This window comes from Psychrobacter sp. H26 (genome assembly GCF_059073035.1).
Map to the genome: position 1 here is coordinate 235,124 of NZ_JCACRW010000001.1, position 17,149 is coordinate 252,272.

The following is a 17,149-nucleotide window of genomic DNA, read 5'->3' on the forward strand; positions in this document are numbered from 1 at the left end:
ATCTGTATTAATGACGCTTAACTAGCAAACTATATTGGCGTTAAATCTTATTTTTCTAAGATGCAAGTCACACCTTGACCACCAGCCGCACAGATAGAGATAAGCGCACGACCTGAACCTTTTTGATCCAGTAGTTTTGCGGCAGTCGCTAGGATACGAGCACCAGTTGCAGCAAATGGATGACCTGCTGCCAATGACGAGCCGTTTACGTTTAGCTTGCTACGATCGATAGATCCTAGAGGCGCATCAAGACCTAAGCGCTCTTCACAGAACTTCTCATCTTCCCAAGAAGCAAGGGTTGATAGCACTTGTGAGGCAAAGGCTTCATGGATCTCATAGAAATCAAAATCTTGCAAGGTTAGACCAGCACGCTCGAGCATACGCGGTACCGCATATGCTGGTGCCATTAGTAGACCTTCTGTGGTACCAGATTTACCAATGAAATCTACCGCTGCGGTTTCTTGATGAGCGATATAAGCCAGTGGCTTTAGACCGTGCTCTTTTGCCCATTCATCAGTACCTAGTAACACACAAGACGCACCATCAGTCAGTGGCGTAGAGTTAGCAGCAGTCATCGTTGGGTTAGCACTCTTTTTGCCAAAGACTGGCTTGAGCTTACCCAGTTTTTCTAGTGTGGTATCTGGACGCAAGTTGTTGTCACGAGTCAGACCTTTGTATGGTGTGATCAAATCATCAAAGAAACCTTCGTCATAAGCGCGTGCTAGGTTTTGATGGCTGTTAAATGCTAACTCGTCCTGAGCTTCGCGGCTGATATTCCACTCAAGTGTGGTGATTGCTTGATGCTCGCCCATTGATAGACCAGTGCGTGGCTCGCCGTTTTGTGGAGAGTCGATTAGATCTTTTGGATTTAGACCCATCAATGCTTTTAGACGTTGTTTGTTGTCTCTTGCTGCACCCAGCTTGATAAGTACTTTGCGTAAGCCATCGCCAATAGCGATAGGCGCATCAGAAGTTGTGTCTACGCCGCCAGTAATGGCAGAGTCGATCAGACCCAAGGCAATTTTGTTGGCAGATGCAAACGTCGCTTGCAAGCCAGTACCACAAGCCTGTGCGATATCATAAGTTGGTGTGTGCGGGTTTAGCGCTGTGTTTAGCGTCGCTTCACGAGTTAGGTTGATGTCACGGCTTAGCTTCATGACAGCGCCAGATACCACTTCGCCTAGTATCTCACCTTGTAGGTTGTAACGCTCAACCAAACCGTCTAGGGCAGCAGTCAGCATATCTGTATTGCTAACGTCAGCATATGAGCCGTTCGAACGTGCGAATGGGATACGGTTACCACCTAGGATAGCCACACGGTTTTGGTTTGAGGCAGGCTTGGCTTTGCTCGTCTTTTTGGCAGTGGCCGCTGGCTTTTTAGCAGCAGGGGTTGCTGCCTTTTCGTCATCTGCTTTTTTTGCAGTATCTTTAGTAGCGGTTTCTTTAGTAGCTGTATCAGTAGCCGCGTCTTTGGCGTCAGGCTTTTTAGGTGCTTCAGTTTTGGTGTCTTTTGCAGGCACGTCTTTTTTTGAGCTATCTGTTTTTGTGTTGTTGGTATCTTTTGCACTGCTAGTATCGACCGCTTTTTTTGCCACGTCTTTGACATCTGCAGTAGGCTCACTGCTCGCCGCTGTTTCTTGTGGTTTTGCATCATTCGCTTTAACGACAGTACTTTCGACAACTGGGCTATCAGGGTGGTTATTTTTGTTACTCATAATATTATCCTTAAAAAGTATGGGTAGAAGAAATGGAGGGTAAAGAATAGGTAATGTTATTTTAAGCAAGAAGCAAATATTATCATTTATCACATCATATAGCTGTGTATGATAAGGCGTTTTTACTCGTTTAATGTATATCTTTAGCAAACGATGTGACGCTTATACAAGCGTTATCATCAGTCTTAGTAATAATGGGTAAGACGTTAATCGCCCAACCAACATTAGATATTAGCATTGCATAATGGTTCGTTTGATAATATATTGTTATCGATAATTAAACTTGCCATAACTTATAGGTCGGATTCTAGCATGATATGGTGGCGATTAACGCGACAAAAAGTTGCTGGCTTGTATACTGAGTTGTTTACAGATTGTTGTAGACATTGTCTGTTTTTGGACTTGTTTACAAGGGCAGTGTATAGTTAGGCTGGTTTTAAAATGATTTACCAAATATCAATAATTACAATGTCGATGAGCCTATATAATAGGTGCATTACCTCTTGTGTTTACTATTCTTCTAACCATTTATTATTTATAGGGAATATATTATGTCAGACCGTTATGGTGATTTTGTTCAATCTTCTCTTGGCAAAAAAGTAGCAAAAAACTTAGGTTTGCCGATGCCAACTACGCTTGATCGTTTTGAGAGCGGTGAGCGTTTGGTTCGCGGTAGTGTGTTGGTTGGCCGTGCGAATGGGGACGACAAGAGCGTTGGCGAATCAGTTGCACGTATTTTGTCAGATGTTCATGCTGAGGTTTATGTAAACAGCAGCGATGATATCAAAGACGCATTGGCTGATGCAGGCATTGAGGCAAAAGCAAACACAGGTGGCGATGATCAATTCAAAGTTTTACTTTTTGATGCCAGCAACATCAGCAACGCCGATCAACTAAAAGAAGTGTATGACTTTTTTCATACCGTTGCCCGTCGCGTAGAAAAATCAGGCCGAGTCATCATTGTGGGTCGTACGCCAGAGAGTATCACTGATATCGAAACGGCAATGGCACAGCGCGCACTCGAAGGTTTTGTAAAATCAGTCGGTAAAGAATTCAAGCGCGGCGTTACGGCGCAGCTTATCTATGTAGAAGCAGGTGCCGAGCAGAACCTAGATTCAACCTTGCGCTTTTTCACTTCAGCACGTTCAGCGTATGTTTCAGGACAAGTAGTACGTGTCAGCAAAGGCGAGTCGGTCGATGTCGATTGGAACCAACCTTTAGGTGGCAAAACCATGCTAGTGACTGGTGCCAGTCGCGGTATTGGTGAAGCAATTGCTCGTGTCTTGGCTCGCGAAGGTGCGCATGTGATCTGTCTGGATGTACCACAGCAGCAAGCTGACCTACAAAAAGTAGCAAGTGAAATCAGTGGCTCTGCACTAACGGTAGACATCACAAGTGATGATGCTGGTGCAGAAATTGCAGATGCGGCGCAAAAGCGTGGCGGTTTAGACTCGATCATTCATAATGCTGGCGTAACACGTGATAAGACGCTCGCTAGAATGGATGAGAAAAAGTGGGATATGGTTATCGATATTAACCTAGGCAGCATTGCTAAATTGAACCGCTATCTACTTGATAATGACGTACTAAAAGCAAACGCTCGTATCGTCTGTGTGTCATCAATCTCAGGTATCGCTGGTAACATGGGTCAGACTAACTACGCGACTTCTAAAGCGGGTGTAATCGGTTTGGTCAACGCAACTGCCAAGCAGCTAGAAGGCAATGCTAAAGGCATGACCATCAATGCAGTGGCACCAGGATTCATCGAAACGCAAATGACTGAAGCCATTCCTTTTGCTATTCGTGAAGCGGGTCGCCGTATGAACTCAATGAGCCAAGGTGGTTTGCCAGTAGATGTGGCTGAGACTATTGCATGGTTTGCTTCACCTGCTTCTGGCGGTCTGAACGGCAACACTGTCCGTGTCTGTGGTCAAAGCCTACTTGGTGCATAATATGGATTTATTTGCCAGCATTTGTGATAATTAACGGGCGGGAAGCTGCATAGAACTTCCTCTCAATTTTGATTGGTTTCACATATGCTTACGAATAATTGCTGATAAATTGTAATAAAGCTGCCCACGGGTGGCTTTTTTATGATAAAAACACAAGACCCATTAGCCAAACTATTTTTTGCTATTAGAGATACTCATAAGATTGATTGAATATGGCGCTTATTAAATGATTTAATAATAGGTTCTAATCAACGACTGCAGAATGTCTTTAGATACGTTAAAACTTGTTCAAGCCACATTTAGGATTTACTTATGTCAGACACACATTATGATGCGTTGCCAAAAGCGCACACTACCTACGCCAATATCGTCAAAAGCTTATTGCCTATTGGCAACAGCGAAAAAATCAGCAAAGATCAATTACCACAAGCGACTTATTACGTCGATGACTTGCATATCGATCAAGACAATCTAAATGACTATCGTAAAATTTGCGGATTCGCTGACGATGGAAAAGTTCCAGCGACTTATTTTTCAGTATTGTCGCAAACGTTGCAGATGAACATGATGGTAAAAGAGCCATTCCCATTTGCTATGTTAGGTCTGGTGCATATCGACAACAGCGTCACACAGTATCGCCCTATCGGTGAGCGCGAAACGGTCGCAATGGCCGTCACGTTTAGTAACTTGCGCGATCACGCCCAAGGTCAGCAGTTTGACTTTGTGACGACAGTCAAATCAGAAGACGAAATTATTTGGGAAGGGACGTCAACTTATCTGTCACGCAGCAAAAAATCCAGCAGTAGTAAAGACAAGAAAAGCGCACCGCGTCCAGTTGCCGTCAAGCCAGAAGTCGGTGAGAAAGATGTCCATAGTATTTTTGAAGTGCCAGAAGATATCGGTCGCCGTTATGCATTCGTTTCAGGTGACTTCAATTTGATTCACCTGCATCCTTTATCAGCTCGTGCCTTTGGTTTTCCAAAAGCGATTGCACATGGTATGTGGTCAAAAGCCAAGTGTCTTGCTTTAATGGATGAGCTACCTGACGCTTATACTGTCGAGGTTTCATTCAAGCTGCCTATCTTTTTGCCAGCTGAAGTAGAGCTCATCGCTGAGCCAGTAGCACAGCTAGAAAACACAGGTGATACTTGTGAGTTTGGCCTATATAGCTCTAAAAACAGCAAGCCACATTTGGCTGGTGTTGTGACCTTAAACAGCGACAGCAAGTAGCACATATTGTATAGCGTCGCTTTTATTTTAATAGCCATATTTAACGAATATATTTATCATTATGACGTCACAAAATACAAACCCACAAAGCAATGCGACAAGCACCAACCACGCTGATAGTTTAGCAGCTACTGACACAGTCGCTGCTAATGACACCTTGACCACTGAGGCTTTAGATAGTGACTTAGATACTGACTTAGATAGTGACAACGGTATCGACTTAGCTGCTGTCTTTGAGCCTTACTTCCGTCCGGACGACAAGACTATTGTGTGCGGGGCATTGGATGACGAAAAGGTCACTGTTTTGGCAAAATCTGGTGTAGAGTTAGTCATCAATTTACAGCCAGATGATGAGCTTACTTTTGATGAAGGAGTAGCGGTTGAGCAGGCAGGAATGAGCTATGAGCATCTGCCTATCAATGGGGCTACCGAGCTAAAGCAGCTCAAAATACTGGCATTTGATAACATACTTCGCCAGCATCATGGCAAAAAAATTGCCATGCATTGTGGATCCGGTAATAGAGTTGGTGCAGCGATTGCGCTACGAGCAGGTTGGCTCCGTGGACGCAAAATGGATACGGCTATGGAACGCGGCCGTAGTCATGGTCTGACCAAGCTTGAACAAGAAGTTCATAATCGTTTGTTAGTGCCTCGCTAGACTAGATACTTAAGCTGGGTGAAATGACTCAATAAATACTAGCGTGACACGTAGTTTTAGTAACACCCTAAAATATTATTGAATAATCAAAGGCGACCAGTAGGTGGCCTTTTTTATTGATTGCACATTCATTTATACTAGTCCAGACCTTTTGGTAGCGTATTTATACACTTTCAAAACGACAATAATTTATAGCATTGGAGCCAGACAATAATGACGGAACATAATAAACAACACTCTCATGCACTAACAAAGATGGACTTGCAGCAACGTTTGCAGCAGCTACTAACTGTATTACAGCTTGATGATGCACCAGCAGGCGGTATAGTGGTGGTATATCAGGCAGGTGAGTGCATCGCGCAAGCAAGTATAGGAATGGCGCGTCCTGATGAGCCGTGGCAGCCTGACACGCTAGCGATTAACTTTTCTACGGGTAAAGGCATTTTAGCGACGCTCGTACATGTGCTGGTCTCTCAGCAGCTGCTCACTTATGATGTGCCCATCGCTAAGTATTGGCCAGAGTTTGCTGCAAACGGTAAAGATAACATAACCTTGAGACAAGTCATGTCACATCAGGCTGATCTGTTTTCGATCACCAGTATCGATGTTGACAGTGACACTGTGCTCGATTGGGGCGCGATGCTGAGACACGTTGAGGGTATGCCTGTCACTGCACCTGAAGATGCAGCAAAATATGATAGCGCGTACAGTGCGTTGATATATGGCTGGGTGCTGGGCGGTGTGATAGAAGCAGTGACGCAGATGTCACTAGCTGAAGCACTACGCCAGTATCTCACTGACCCTTTAGGTATTTCAGACAGTTGTTATTTTGGTGTGCCAAAAGATAAGGTCGATCAAGTAGCAAAACTGGCAAAAGACTTTGAAGCTTCAGGCGAAGATAGTGTACTGCTACGTAACAAACGCAATAAACCAACGCTGAAGTCCGACTCACAAGATACGTTGCGTACCTATGCCAATTTACCCAGCTATACATACTGGCAGCAGCAGGGCTTGATCAATGACCAGACACCTAATCCAGCTATAGCTAATGAGCAAGATACAGGTAATGAGCAAGATACAGGTAATGAGCAAAATGATTTGCCACTCATGGATACAGCTTATATTAGCCGTTTGTACTTTGATACCAGTCAGCTCAATCTAAAGAACTATAAAGCGGCGCTCATTCCTGCTGGTAAACACGCACTTGACTACCATAATCGCAAAACGTTAGAGGCCATCATTCCCGCTGCGAACGGTGTCGCTTCAGCTGATGCATTAGCCACTATCTACGCCATGCTAGCCAATGGCGGCGTATGGCAAGGGCAGACGCTGATCGATAGGGCTACTTTTGAGCAACTGTCTACGCCGCAAGTCACCGGTCTAGATGCAGTAATGCCAGCGGCCATGCAATGGCGCTTGGGGTACCATAAGCTATTTAGTATAGGCAACAACGAGAGAGCCACCGATAGTAGCGTAACGCCTGCCACATCAGGGTTTGGGCATATGGGGTACAATGGCTCAGTGGCGTGGTGTGATCCTGAGCAGCAATTGTCATTTACCTTTATTCATAATTTTGACACCACGATGCTCAACGACATCCGTCAGTTTGCGCTTACAGAGGCGGTTTTAGACTGGATCAATGAGCTACATTAGTTAGTGCGCTCTCAAGTTAACGTGCTCTTAAACAGTTGCTGTAGTCAAACTGATTTTGCCCAAACAGCTTTACTAAAAATAAATCCAGTATGAATAATCAACTGGACTTTTGAGGGGTTAGTCTTAGGAGCCTAGCAGCACTTAAACCGTGGATAAAGATAGAGGCCAAAATCACAATTGAGCAGACAATCCATAGTTTGAGTGCATCTTCATCAGCAAAAAAATCTTTATTGAGCGCATAAGACAGATAGTACAGCGTACCAATACCACGAATACCCAGTGCTGAGATTGCGTATTTTTCGGTATGCGGTAAGTTAAGCCCTGATAAGGCGATGAACCCCCCAATCGGACGTATGAGTAATAGAAAAGTAAAACTGACGATATAGACACGCCATGTCAGCTCAATCCCAGACTGTAGTCCTTGGCCCAAGAACATACCGAAAATCACCAGCACCAGCGACATCAGCAAGCCTTCTGACTGCTCAGCAAAGTCGTGAAGTTTTTGATGATAGCTATGCTCACACTCTGAACGACGAAAGGCGAAAGCTGCAACGAAAACTGCGATAAACCCATAACTGTGTACGTATTCTGCGACACCATAGGCGACTAAGGTGAGTGCAATAACAACATACCCCTGTGAGATAGTCGTGTCACGAGTATGTTTGGAAAACACGACTTTGGCCATCGCTTTACCGACCAAGACACCCACAACGACGCCTGCGCCAATTTTCCACAAGACATCATGAGTGAACCACGACCATAGCATATCGTAGGTAAAGGCCTGTCCTTCACTAAAGGCTTCTGCAATTTTGATGGCCAAATAGACGAAGGGAAAAGCAAGCCCATCGTTTAATCCTGCCTCTGACGTTAACGTAAAGCGCGGTGTGTCTTCTCCACCAGTATTAGGCGGTCCAACCTGAATACTCGATGCCAAGACAGGGTCGGTAGGTGCCAATACTGCCCCTAACAAGATAGCAGCGCCTAGGCTTAAGCCAAATGCGTAGTAACCTAGCACTGCCATTGCAAAGATACCAATGGGCATGGTAATGAGCAGTAGCCTGACAGTAGGTCGCCATAACTGCCAAGAGAGCTCGGTATCAATCTTTATACCCGCACCAACCAACGAAACCAATACCACGATCTCAGTTAGCTTTTCGATGAGCATGCCATTGTCTATAGGGTCCAAAAAGGACAAAGAGGTCCACCAATAGCCCATCATCAAACCAAAGCTAACTTGTAGCATGGGTAAGGAGATAAAGTTACGCTTAAAGATGACAGGAAATAATGCCCCTAATAAAAAGGCGATACCGCAAATCAATAAGAATAAGTTATATTTTTCAATCATAAGGTTTGCGCACGTTGTTAGGTTTTAAATGCCAGTTCTAGGGTGTTGTTTTGAATACAGCTTTTTGAAGTTGATGAAAGTCTATATCAATAAAAACTTTGTCTAACGGTAAGACTTATCATGCCGATAAAAAACGATTATTACCGAAAGAAATAGTTATCAAAACGATTACTGCGTTGTTTTTTGGTGAAAAAAAAGCCTGCATAGCGCAGGCTTAATAAATGATACAAGTAGCTTTTTAATGTTAACGGCACAAGCAGGGCTTAGCGCTCAACTTGGCTCACGTCGCGTATGGCACCAGTATCGGCACTCGTAGTCATGGCGGCATAAGCACGTAATGCAGGGGTCACATAACGTTCACGACTGACAGGCTTCCACGCATCGCGTCCACGAGCTTCCATGGCTTCACGGCGAGTCGCCAAATCAGCATCGCTAACCTGCATGTTGATAGTGCGATTAGGGATGTCAATATGGATAGTATCGCCTTCTTCAACCAGACCAATCGCCCCGCCTTCAGCAGCTTCTGGGCTGGCATGACCGATTGAGAGACCTGATGTACCACCAGAGAAACGACCGTCAGTGAGTAGGGCGCATTCTTTACCCAGTCCTTTTGACTTCAAGTACGTGGTTGGATAAAGCATCTCTTGCATACCAGGACCGCCTTTAGGGCCTTCATAGCGGATAATGACCACATCACCGGCAACGATTTTATCATCCAATACCGCGGCAACCGCATCATCTTGAGACTCAAATAAACGTGCACGCCCAGTAAATACTAAGATGCTTTCATCAACGCCTGCGGTTTTGACCACACAGCCACGCTCGGCAATGTTGCCATACAGTACAGCCAAGCCACCATCTTGTGAGTAAGCATGCTTGGCACTGCGGATACAGCCAGACTCACGATTGACATCGAGGTTTGACCATTCTTTTGATTGTGAAAACGCCTCAGTAGTACGTACGCCACCAGGCGCGGCTAGATAGCGTGCGCGTGCCTCGTGGTTGTCCGCATTCATGATATCCCATTTATCAATCGCTGCTTTCATCGTTGGGCTATGAATGGTTGGAACGTCCGTATTCATTAATCCTGCACGGTCAAGCTCGGCCAATAGCGCAAACACGCCGCCAGCACGATGCACATCTTCCATATGGTACTTTTGTGAGGCAGGGGCGACTTTTGCCAGACAGGGCACACCGCGGCTTAGGCGGTCAATATCTGACATCTTAAAGTCGACTTCTGCTTCGTTCGCTGCGGCTAATAAATGCAAAATAGTATTGGTCGAGCCGCCCATCGCGATATCTAGTGTCATCGCGTTTTCAAAGGCGGCTTTGCTAGCGATTGAGCGAGGTAAGACCGAGTCATCATCTTGCTCGTAGCGACGTTTGGCAAGTGAGACAATAGTACGTCCTGCTTCTAAGAACAGCTCACGGCGCAATGAGTGGGTCGCCAGTAGTGAACCATTACCTGGTAATGCCAGTCCTAAGGCTTCCGTCAGACAGTTCATAGAGTTGGCAGTGAACATCCCAGAGCACGAACCACATGTCGGACAGGCCGAGGCTTCAATCGCGGCCACATCTTCATCACTAATGCTGTCATCAGCAGCGTCCATCATGGCATCGACCAGATCGAGTTTACGAACAGCACTGCTGTCATTACTATCAGTATTGTGGCTCTTACCGACGGTGCTGGCTAGGATTTTGCCTGCTTCCATTGGACCACCTGAAATGAATACCACTGGAATATTCAGGCGCATGGCAGCCATCAGCATACCTGGCGTGATCTTATCGCAGTTTGAGATACAAACGAGTGCGTCAGCACAGTGAGCATTGACCATATACTCGACCGAATCAGCAATCAAATCACGACTTGGCAGTGAATACAACATGCCGCTATGACCCATCGCAATGCCATCATCAACGGCAATGGTGTTGAATTCTTTTGCCACGCCGCCTGCTTGTTCAATCTCACGTGCGACCAGTTGTCCCAAATCTTTTAGATGCACATGACCAGGTACAAACTGGGTGAAAGAGTTAGCAATTGCAATGATTGGTTTGCCAAAGTCGCCGTCAGTCATACCAGTTGCACGCCATAATGCACGCGCACCTGCCATATTACGACCGCCGGTAGAGGTTTTTGAACGATAATCCATGTGATATTCCTTACAAATAGGCGGAGTTGTTAAAATTTGCACCCTCAGTTTTAATAGGGATAGTGTGCTTTTTATAGAGAGTGAGGACTAGTGAATAATACTAAGTCGTTACCATACCATTAGATATGAATAACTTAAAATAATATGCCAATAATAATGGTTCCAGAACCGCTAAAGGTGAGTAAAAACGATTATTCAAGACGCGCCAATATGGCTGTGTCAAACCAAGGTAAATCAGCTTTGTCAGCTTCTAGTTTGACAATAGCTGCCAGTGCATGGGTGGCTAAAAGCTGTTGATAGTCGCTACTTGCGCCAATCGTTAGCAGTGATTCGGTAGGTAATGCTGGGGTACTGGGATTTTGCTCATCAATACTGATCAATGTCTGCTTGTTATTCTTATAAAGAACGTCCACACGACCAAAAAACTGCCAGTCTTTAAAAGCTGCAGTAACCGCATCTGCTGCATCTTTGGTATATACCTGCTGAGTCTCTTTGCCAGTATTGGTCCAATGTAGCCGTACAGCCAACTGCAATGCCTCACTAAATACTACCAACGAGCCGATAATTTTCACATGCCAAGGACTGGTCAGCAGCTCCTCGTCAATACCAATTAATTTGGCAGCCTCATGAGCCGACATGGGTGTATTGAATTGAAGCAGTAACTCAGGAGTGAGCGGGTGCGTTTGTTTGATCGCATCATCTAAACTGTCATAGTGATACAAAAAAGGCAATGGCAAATCTTGCGTGACAGTCTTCTTTATAATTTTACAATTGTGTATCTGCCAGCTGATGGCTTTATCAGTTAGTGCTTCTGCTAATATGATAGCGCTTGGATCGATGGTTTGAGTACTATTGTTAGGCTCAGTACTAAGTTGCTCTAAGCCAGTACTATCAGGCACAGAGACATTTGATCCAGACGTTTGGGCATTGTCATTGAGTGTTGAAGACGGGTCGCCGTTATCTAGGCTATCTGATCTATTGGTCGGCAAAGTAGGCAAATCCATAAGCATAGCGTTATTAAAATAGAGGGCTAATATAACATTTAAAAGGCATGACTCGCCAATAAATTAGTGGGATGAGATGGTAGTTTATACGTATAAGATAATGTCTTTAGTTGAATGATTTATTATAAATTAATCGTATTTTGTCTATTAAAATAATCTAAAATATAGTCGATAATTTAGATAAGTATATAGATAGAATAATTAATGAAAACCCCTTCCGATAACGAATCTATCCAAGAATGGATGACATCAGACCGTCTCTATGAAGAGTATCTCTTCTTTTATTTACTCATATGCCTATTTTGGTTTTTCGTTGGTTTGTTTTCTATTGGTATACGCATACCAGTATTCAACGATATTCAAAACCTAATCCTCAACTCAGTATGGTTCTTGCTCTTATGTGTGGCCTTAAGTCTTCCTAAGTTTTGGTATCGGCTGATAAAAGGCAAAAATGCGTACCTGTTTCAAGCCACTGCCAAAGTGTATGAAACGCTAGACAGCATAGAGGATATTGAGCAAAGAGAGCAGGTACATAAGCAGATTGCTAGCAATGGCAAGTTGCCACCTAACCGATTAGAAACGCTATCACTGGCATTTTTATTTGCATTCATACTCTTCGATATATTGTATACCCGCTGCTGGATAAGAGATCTGAGCCTAGTATGGCAGCCTGATTGGGTCAATATGTGCATTGGTTGGATACATAATAACTTGACGCTACCACCGATTAATGAGAACAGAAAATTTTTTGATTTATATTTTAGCGGTAATAGTGCAGATACCAAACTGAAGCAACAGTTTGGCAACGAATGGGCATTTTTGGCTTCTCCATTTGGTGATGCCGCAATGTTTTACCATTTTATTCGAGTGATGATGTTTGTACCTATCTTAGCGGCATTGTCTATCGTATTGTGGAAGCCGCTAAAGTTTATGGGAATGCAGCAGATTGACCCCAGAAATATTCATAGCGTCATGTCTTTTTTACGTAGCTGCGCTTGGTCACTTATCTTTGGATTTTTTATGACTATTGGCACGTTAGGTTTTTTAACCAATGCAAACTGGTTCACATTAGGTCTGATAGATCAAGAAGCATGGTTCGAGAATTTATATATCAACGGTTTATACATATTTATCGTTTTTGGTATCCGGTTTTTTTATGGCTGGCTCGTTTTTTGGAAAAATGTTTTTTTAAAGTTCGTTAACAAAGCCAGTTACAATTGATTTAATAATCTTGATCTCACATTGTTGGCTTGTACTCAACTTATATTTCGTCCACTATATGACAGGTGCTTTTATCTATTTTTGATAGCTATTAAGCTATTAATTAACTAATAATAAAACTCTTAAAGGAAGAAATAATGACTGAAGTAAATCCACAAACTGCTTATGATGACAATAACATTTTTGCCAAAATGTTAGATGGTGATATTCCATATCACAAAGTATATGAAGATGATAAAACGCTCGCCTTTATGGATATCATGCCGCAAGCAGAAGGCCATGTATTGGTCATACCTAAGCAAAAAACAGCTGATTTGGCTAATCTTGAGCCAGAGTATGCTGCCGCTGTTTTGATGACCTCCAAAAAAGTCATGCAAGCGCAGCGTAAAGTGTTCGAGCGTGAAGGTATCATCCAGATGCAGCTAAACGGCGCGCAATCAGGTCAAACGGTTTTTCATTATCACATACATCTGATCCCCTCGAGTATTCATGAGTTGGGTCGCCATGCAGTGACACAGGCGGATCAAAGTGAACTTGCCGATATTGCAAAGCAACTTGCTGCAGCAATCAGTGATGCATAATCGCAGTACCGTCTTTTGTGATATAAATACCATGCTTTGTGACCTTAATATCTATAGCGATATGTAGGTCTAAGTCATAGCGCATTAACATAAGTGATGTACAAGATAAGAAGACAGCTCGCAAGCTGTCTTTTTTGTTGCTTAGTGATAGTCATGTAACGAGCGTTAAGGTCATGTTACGAGTCAGCTGGTCGTCTAGGGTTTTTGAAAAGAATGTGATAGATATGATACGTGTTTACTAACTTATCGTTAATCGACTTATCACTAACTAATTTAGATTTAACGCACAACCATAAACTATCTATTAGCTATCTTACATTCACCTTTGTCCTTACCAATGAATAACTATAAAAAAGGCAAAATCAACTTTTGGGAAATCGCTTTTCATGAGTAAATTACCTCGTTCTACTATTTTGTTACCAGTCTTTGTACCCGCTGCCATCATTATGCTGCTACTGGTCATTGGTACAGCGATCAATCCTGAAGCAGCAGGTGCTTTATTCAACGATGTACTTGCCTTTACGACTGAGACGTTCGGTTGGTTTTATATGTTGGCAGTGGCATTGTTCTTGATGTTTATTATCGTATTGGCATTTTCGTCCTATGGCAGTATCAAGCTAGGGCCTGACCATGCTGAAGCGGAATACAAGTTTCTTGAATGGTTTGCTATGCTCTTTTCGGCAGGCTATGGTATCGCGCTCCTGTTCTTTGGAGTAGCAGAACCTGTGATGCATTTTGCCAGTCCGCCACTCTCCGAGCCGCAAACGATCGCGGCGGCAAAAGAAGCGATGCAAATTGCTTATTTTCACTGGGGATTTCATATTTGGGCGATTTATGGGGTAGTGGGGTTGTCACTGGCGTATTTTGCATTTCGCCATGGTCTACCATTGTCAATACGCTCAACACTGTATCCAATCATCGGTGACAAGATTCATGGTCCTATCGGCCACACGGTCGATGTGTTTGCGATATTGGGCACGATGTTTGGTATTGCGACCAGTCTCGGTTTGTCAGTATCGCAGATCAACGCGGGACTCAACTACCTGTTGCCAGATCTCATTCCAGTGAACACCACTGTGCAGGTGATTGCTATTGCATTAGTAACGTCAGCGGCTCTGTTGTCTGTGTTGGCAGGTATGGATAAGGGTGTCAAACGCTTGTCTATTTTAAATATGGTGCTAGCGACAGCACTGATGATTTTTGTGTTTATTGTCGGTCCGACCATCTTTATCTTGAATGCCTTTATGGAAAATACAGGCAGCTACTTGGGCAATATCGTTGAGCGTACCTTTAGTTTACAGGCCTATGAGAACAGCGACTGGATCGGTAGCTGGACGCTGTTTATTTTTGCGTGGACAATCGCATGGGCACCTTTTGTGGGTCTATTTATTGCCAAGATTAGCCGTGGTCGTACCATTCGCGAGTTTGTATTGGGCGTGATGCTGGTACCAACTTTCTTTACGTTCTTTTGGTTTGCTGTGTTCGGTGATACTGCACTACATATGATTATGGTCGATGGGTATAACTCGCTCATTGGTGATGTACAGGACAACCAAGCGATTGCTTTATTTAAACTATTAGAGAACTTACCATTCACTGAGTTTGTGTCGTCATTGACTATTCTATTAATTATTACCTTTTTTGTGACGTCGTCAGATTCAGGTTCATTAGTGATTGATTCACTAGCGGCTGGTGGTCGTAGTGATACGCCGTGGTGGCAGCGCAGCTTTTGGGTAGTGACTGAAGGGGCCGTAGCAGCGGTACTCTTGATCGCAGGTGGTCTAACAGCACTGCAAACAGCAGCTATCGTCAGTGCGCTACCGTTTGCGGTTATTATTCTAATCTCAATGTTTGGTATGTGGCGTGCCCTACGTATCGAAGGCCACCGTAATCAAAGCCTCGGTCAAAATAACAAACTGCCACCGCATCTACTCAAACCATCAGCATGGCGCGAGCGTATTGACTACATGACTGACAAGCCAACGCGCGATAAGGTCTTGATTTATATCAAAGAAGTGATTATGCCATCCATGATGGAAGTATCATCTAAGTTTGCAGAGACAGGCTGGACGACTGAAGTCAATTACGATGCAGTCAATAACCGTGCAGTACTTGAGTTGCAGCGTGGCGACGATGTTGAGTTTTGGTATGAAGTGCGCTTATCCGAACATGATGCGCCTGATTATTATACTGAGGGCACCGCAGACACCTTGCCACAAGAACATCATCACCGTGCTGAGGTCTATCTACGCCGCGGTGGTCAAACGTATGATCTATACGGCTACCAGTCTGAATCAGTGATTAACGACATCATCGATCAGTTCGAAAAGTATCTGCATTTCCTCAATGTATCGCCTGATAGTCTCCCATGGCGTATGCAAGCGCACGATGAAGATATCACCCTAGAGCAGGGCAGTGTACTCGACAAATAATAGAATGAATGCGTCAATAGTAATTATAAATCAGGCAAGCTATTTACCGTAATAGCTTGCAATAAATATAAGATTCCTTAGAATAACGGCTTGTTTTCCTTACAAATCAAGCCGTTTTTTTATGTCTATTGATTCTTCAGTTTTATCCTCGTCCGCCTCAGTGTCTGACCATCCGATATTGCAGCCATTAGTCATCGGTGGTCTGACTATCGAAAACCGTCTGATGGTTGCCCCGATGGCAGGGGTGACGGATAACCCTTTTCGCCGTCTGTGCAAATCATTCGGTGCAGGTCATGCGGTCAGTGAGATGATTATCGCAGATACGGCACTCTATGCACGCAAAAAATCACTATATCGTGCCAATTTTAATAATGAGATTGCCCCTATCTCTGCACAGATAGCAGGTGCGGAGCCTAACAAATTGGCTGAAGCGGCTCGTTATCAAATCGATAACGGTGCACAGATCATTGATATTAATATGGGCTGTCCTGCCAAAAAAGTCTGCCGTAGGCTGGCAGGTTCAGCGCTGCTACAAGATGAGGATTTGGTTGCGCGTCTATTAGATGCCACAGTCAATGCGGTGGATGCCCCTGTCACGCTAAAGACAAGATTGGGATTTGAGAATGGTCGCGAGAATATTTTGCGAGTAGCGAAGCGTGCTGAACAAGCTGGTATTGCGGCGATTGCCATTCATGGGCGCACGCGTGAGGATATGTATACGGGTGAAGCGCGTTATGAGCTCATACGAGAAGTCAAAGACAGCATCAGTATTCCGGTTATCGCTAATGGCGATATCGATAGCGCGCAAAAAGCCCAGCATGTCTATGAGATGACGGGCTGTGATGCGGTGATGATTGGTCGTGCGGCGCAAGGGCAGCCATGGATATTTCGTGATATTGAGCATTTCTTGCGTACGGGCAAGCGTCTGGATGCCCCAAGTATCAGTGAGATAAAAGAGATTGTACTGGCGCATCTACAAGAGCTCTATGACTTTTATGGTGAGTACTCTGGCTGCCGTATAGCCCGTAAGCACATCGCTTGGTATACGACAGGTATTCCGAACTCTAACGCCTTTCGGCAAGCAATGTATGGCGAAGAGAGCACCGCTGGACAATTTCGAGTGGTTGAGACTTTTTTGCAGGCGCATGAGTAGTAGAAGACAATGATGCTATTATGCTCATCTAGTATCTATCATCACACTTGTATAG

At 44.2% G+C, this 17,149-nt stretch carries 12 protein-coding genes; 8 read left to right on the forward strand and 4 right to left on the reverse strand.

Features of this window, described 5'->3' with window-relative positions:
- Positions 1-47: 47 nt before the first annotated feature.
- Complete coding sequence (locus AC5JPT_RS01120) at positions 48-1,715, reverse strand: acetyl-CoA C-acetyltransferase (RefSeq protein ID WP_493856761.1); 1,668 nt, start codon at positions 1,713-1,715, stop codon at positions 48-50.
- Positions 1,716-2,266: 551 nt separating this feature from the next.
- Between AC5JPT_RS01120 and AC5JPT_RS01125 the strand changes: the two genes are divergently transcribed.
- From AC5JPT_RS01125 to AC5JPT_RS01140, 4 genes are all read left to right on the forward strand, one after another.
- Positions 2,267-3,667, forward strand: coding sequence for a 3-oxoacyl-ACP reductase (locus AC5JPT_RS01125; protein WP_493856762.1), 1,401 nt, complete (start codon positions 2,267-2,269; stop codon positions 3,665-3,667).
- A 312-nt stretch (positions 3,668-3,979) separates the two neighbouring features.
- Positions 3,980-4,897 (forward strand): MaoC family dehydratase, encoded by a 918-nt coding sequence (locus tag AC5JPT_RS01130; protein ID WP_493856763.1) that lies wholly within the window; start codon positions 3,980-3,982, stop codon positions 4,895-4,897.
- A 61-nt stretch (positions 4,898-4,958) separates the two neighbouring features.
- Entirely contained in the window at positions 4,959-5,555 is a 597-nt protein-coding gene (locus AC5JPT_RS01135) for a protein tyrosine phosphatase family protein (protein WP_493856764.1), read from the forward strand.
- A 213-nt stretch (positions 5,556-5,768) separates the two neighbouring features.
- Positions 5,769-7,208, forward strand: a complete 1,440-nt coding sequence (locus AC5JPT_RS01140) for a serine hydrolase domain-containing protein (RefSeq protein ID WP_493856765.1) — start codon at positions 5,769-5,771, stop codon at positions 7,206-7,208.
- Between the two features lie 97 nt (positions 7,209-7,305).
- On the opposite strand, the gene AC5JPT_RS01145 is transcribed toward AC5JPT_RS01140, so the two are convergent.
- From AC5JPT_RS01145 to AC5JPT_RS01155, 3 genes are all read right to left on the reverse strand, one after another.
- Complete coding sequence (locus AC5JPT_RS01145) at positions 7,306-8,553, reverse strand: cation:proton antiporter (protein ID WP_493856766.1); 1,248 nt, start codon at positions 8,551-8,553, stop codon at positions 7,306-7,308.
- Positions 8,554-8,816: 263 nt separating this feature from the next.
- On the reverse strand, positions 8,817-10,703 hold the full coding sequence (gene ilvD, locus AC5JPT_RS01150; protein WP_296134320.1) for a dihydroxy-acid dehydratase: 1,887 nt from the start codon (positions 10,701-10,703) through the stop codon (positions 8,817-8,819).
- Positions 10,704-10,894: 191 nt separating this feature from the next.
- On the reverse strand, positions 10,895-11,707 hold the full coding sequence (locus AC5JPT_RS01155) for a hypothetical protein (RefSeq protein ID WP_493856767.1): 813 nt from the start codon (positions 11,705-11,707) through the stop codon (positions 10,895-10,897).
- A 204-nt stretch (positions 11,708-11,911) separates the two neighbouring features.
- Between AC5JPT_RS01155 and AC5JPT_RS01160 the strand changes: the two genes are divergently transcribed.
- The 4 genes from AC5JPT_RS01160 (at position 11,912) to dusB (ending at position 17,094) form a co-directional block, all read left to right on the forward strand.
- Complete coding sequence (locus AC5JPT_RS01160; RefSeq protein ID WP_493856768.1) at positions 11,912-12,928, forward strand: hypothetical protein; 1,017 nt, start codon at positions 11,912-11,914, stop codon at positions 12,926-12,928.
- Between the two features lie 137 nt (positions 12,929-13,065).
- Positions 13,066-13,509, forward strand: a complete 444-nt coding sequence (locus tag AC5JPT_RS01165) for an HIT family protein (protein WP_493856769.1) — start codon at positions 13,066-13,068, stop codon at positions 13,507-13,509.
- A 386-nt stretch (positions 13,510-13,895) separates the two neighbouring features.
- A complete protein-coding gene (locus AC5JPT_RS01170; protein WP_493856770.1) occupies positions 13,896-15,941 on the forward strand; it encodes a BCCT family transporter in 2,046 nt (681 codons plus the stop codon).
- 121 nt (positions 15,942-16,062) lie between these two features.
- The gene (gene dusB, locus AC5JPT_RS01175) at positions 16,063-17,094 is read left to right on the forward strand and encodes a tRNA dihydrouridine synthase DusB (protein WP_493856771.1); all 1,032 of its coding nucleotides are present in this window, start codon (positions 16,063-16,065) and stop codon (positions 17,092-17,094) included.
- Positions 17,095-17,149 lie beyond the last annotated feature (55 nt).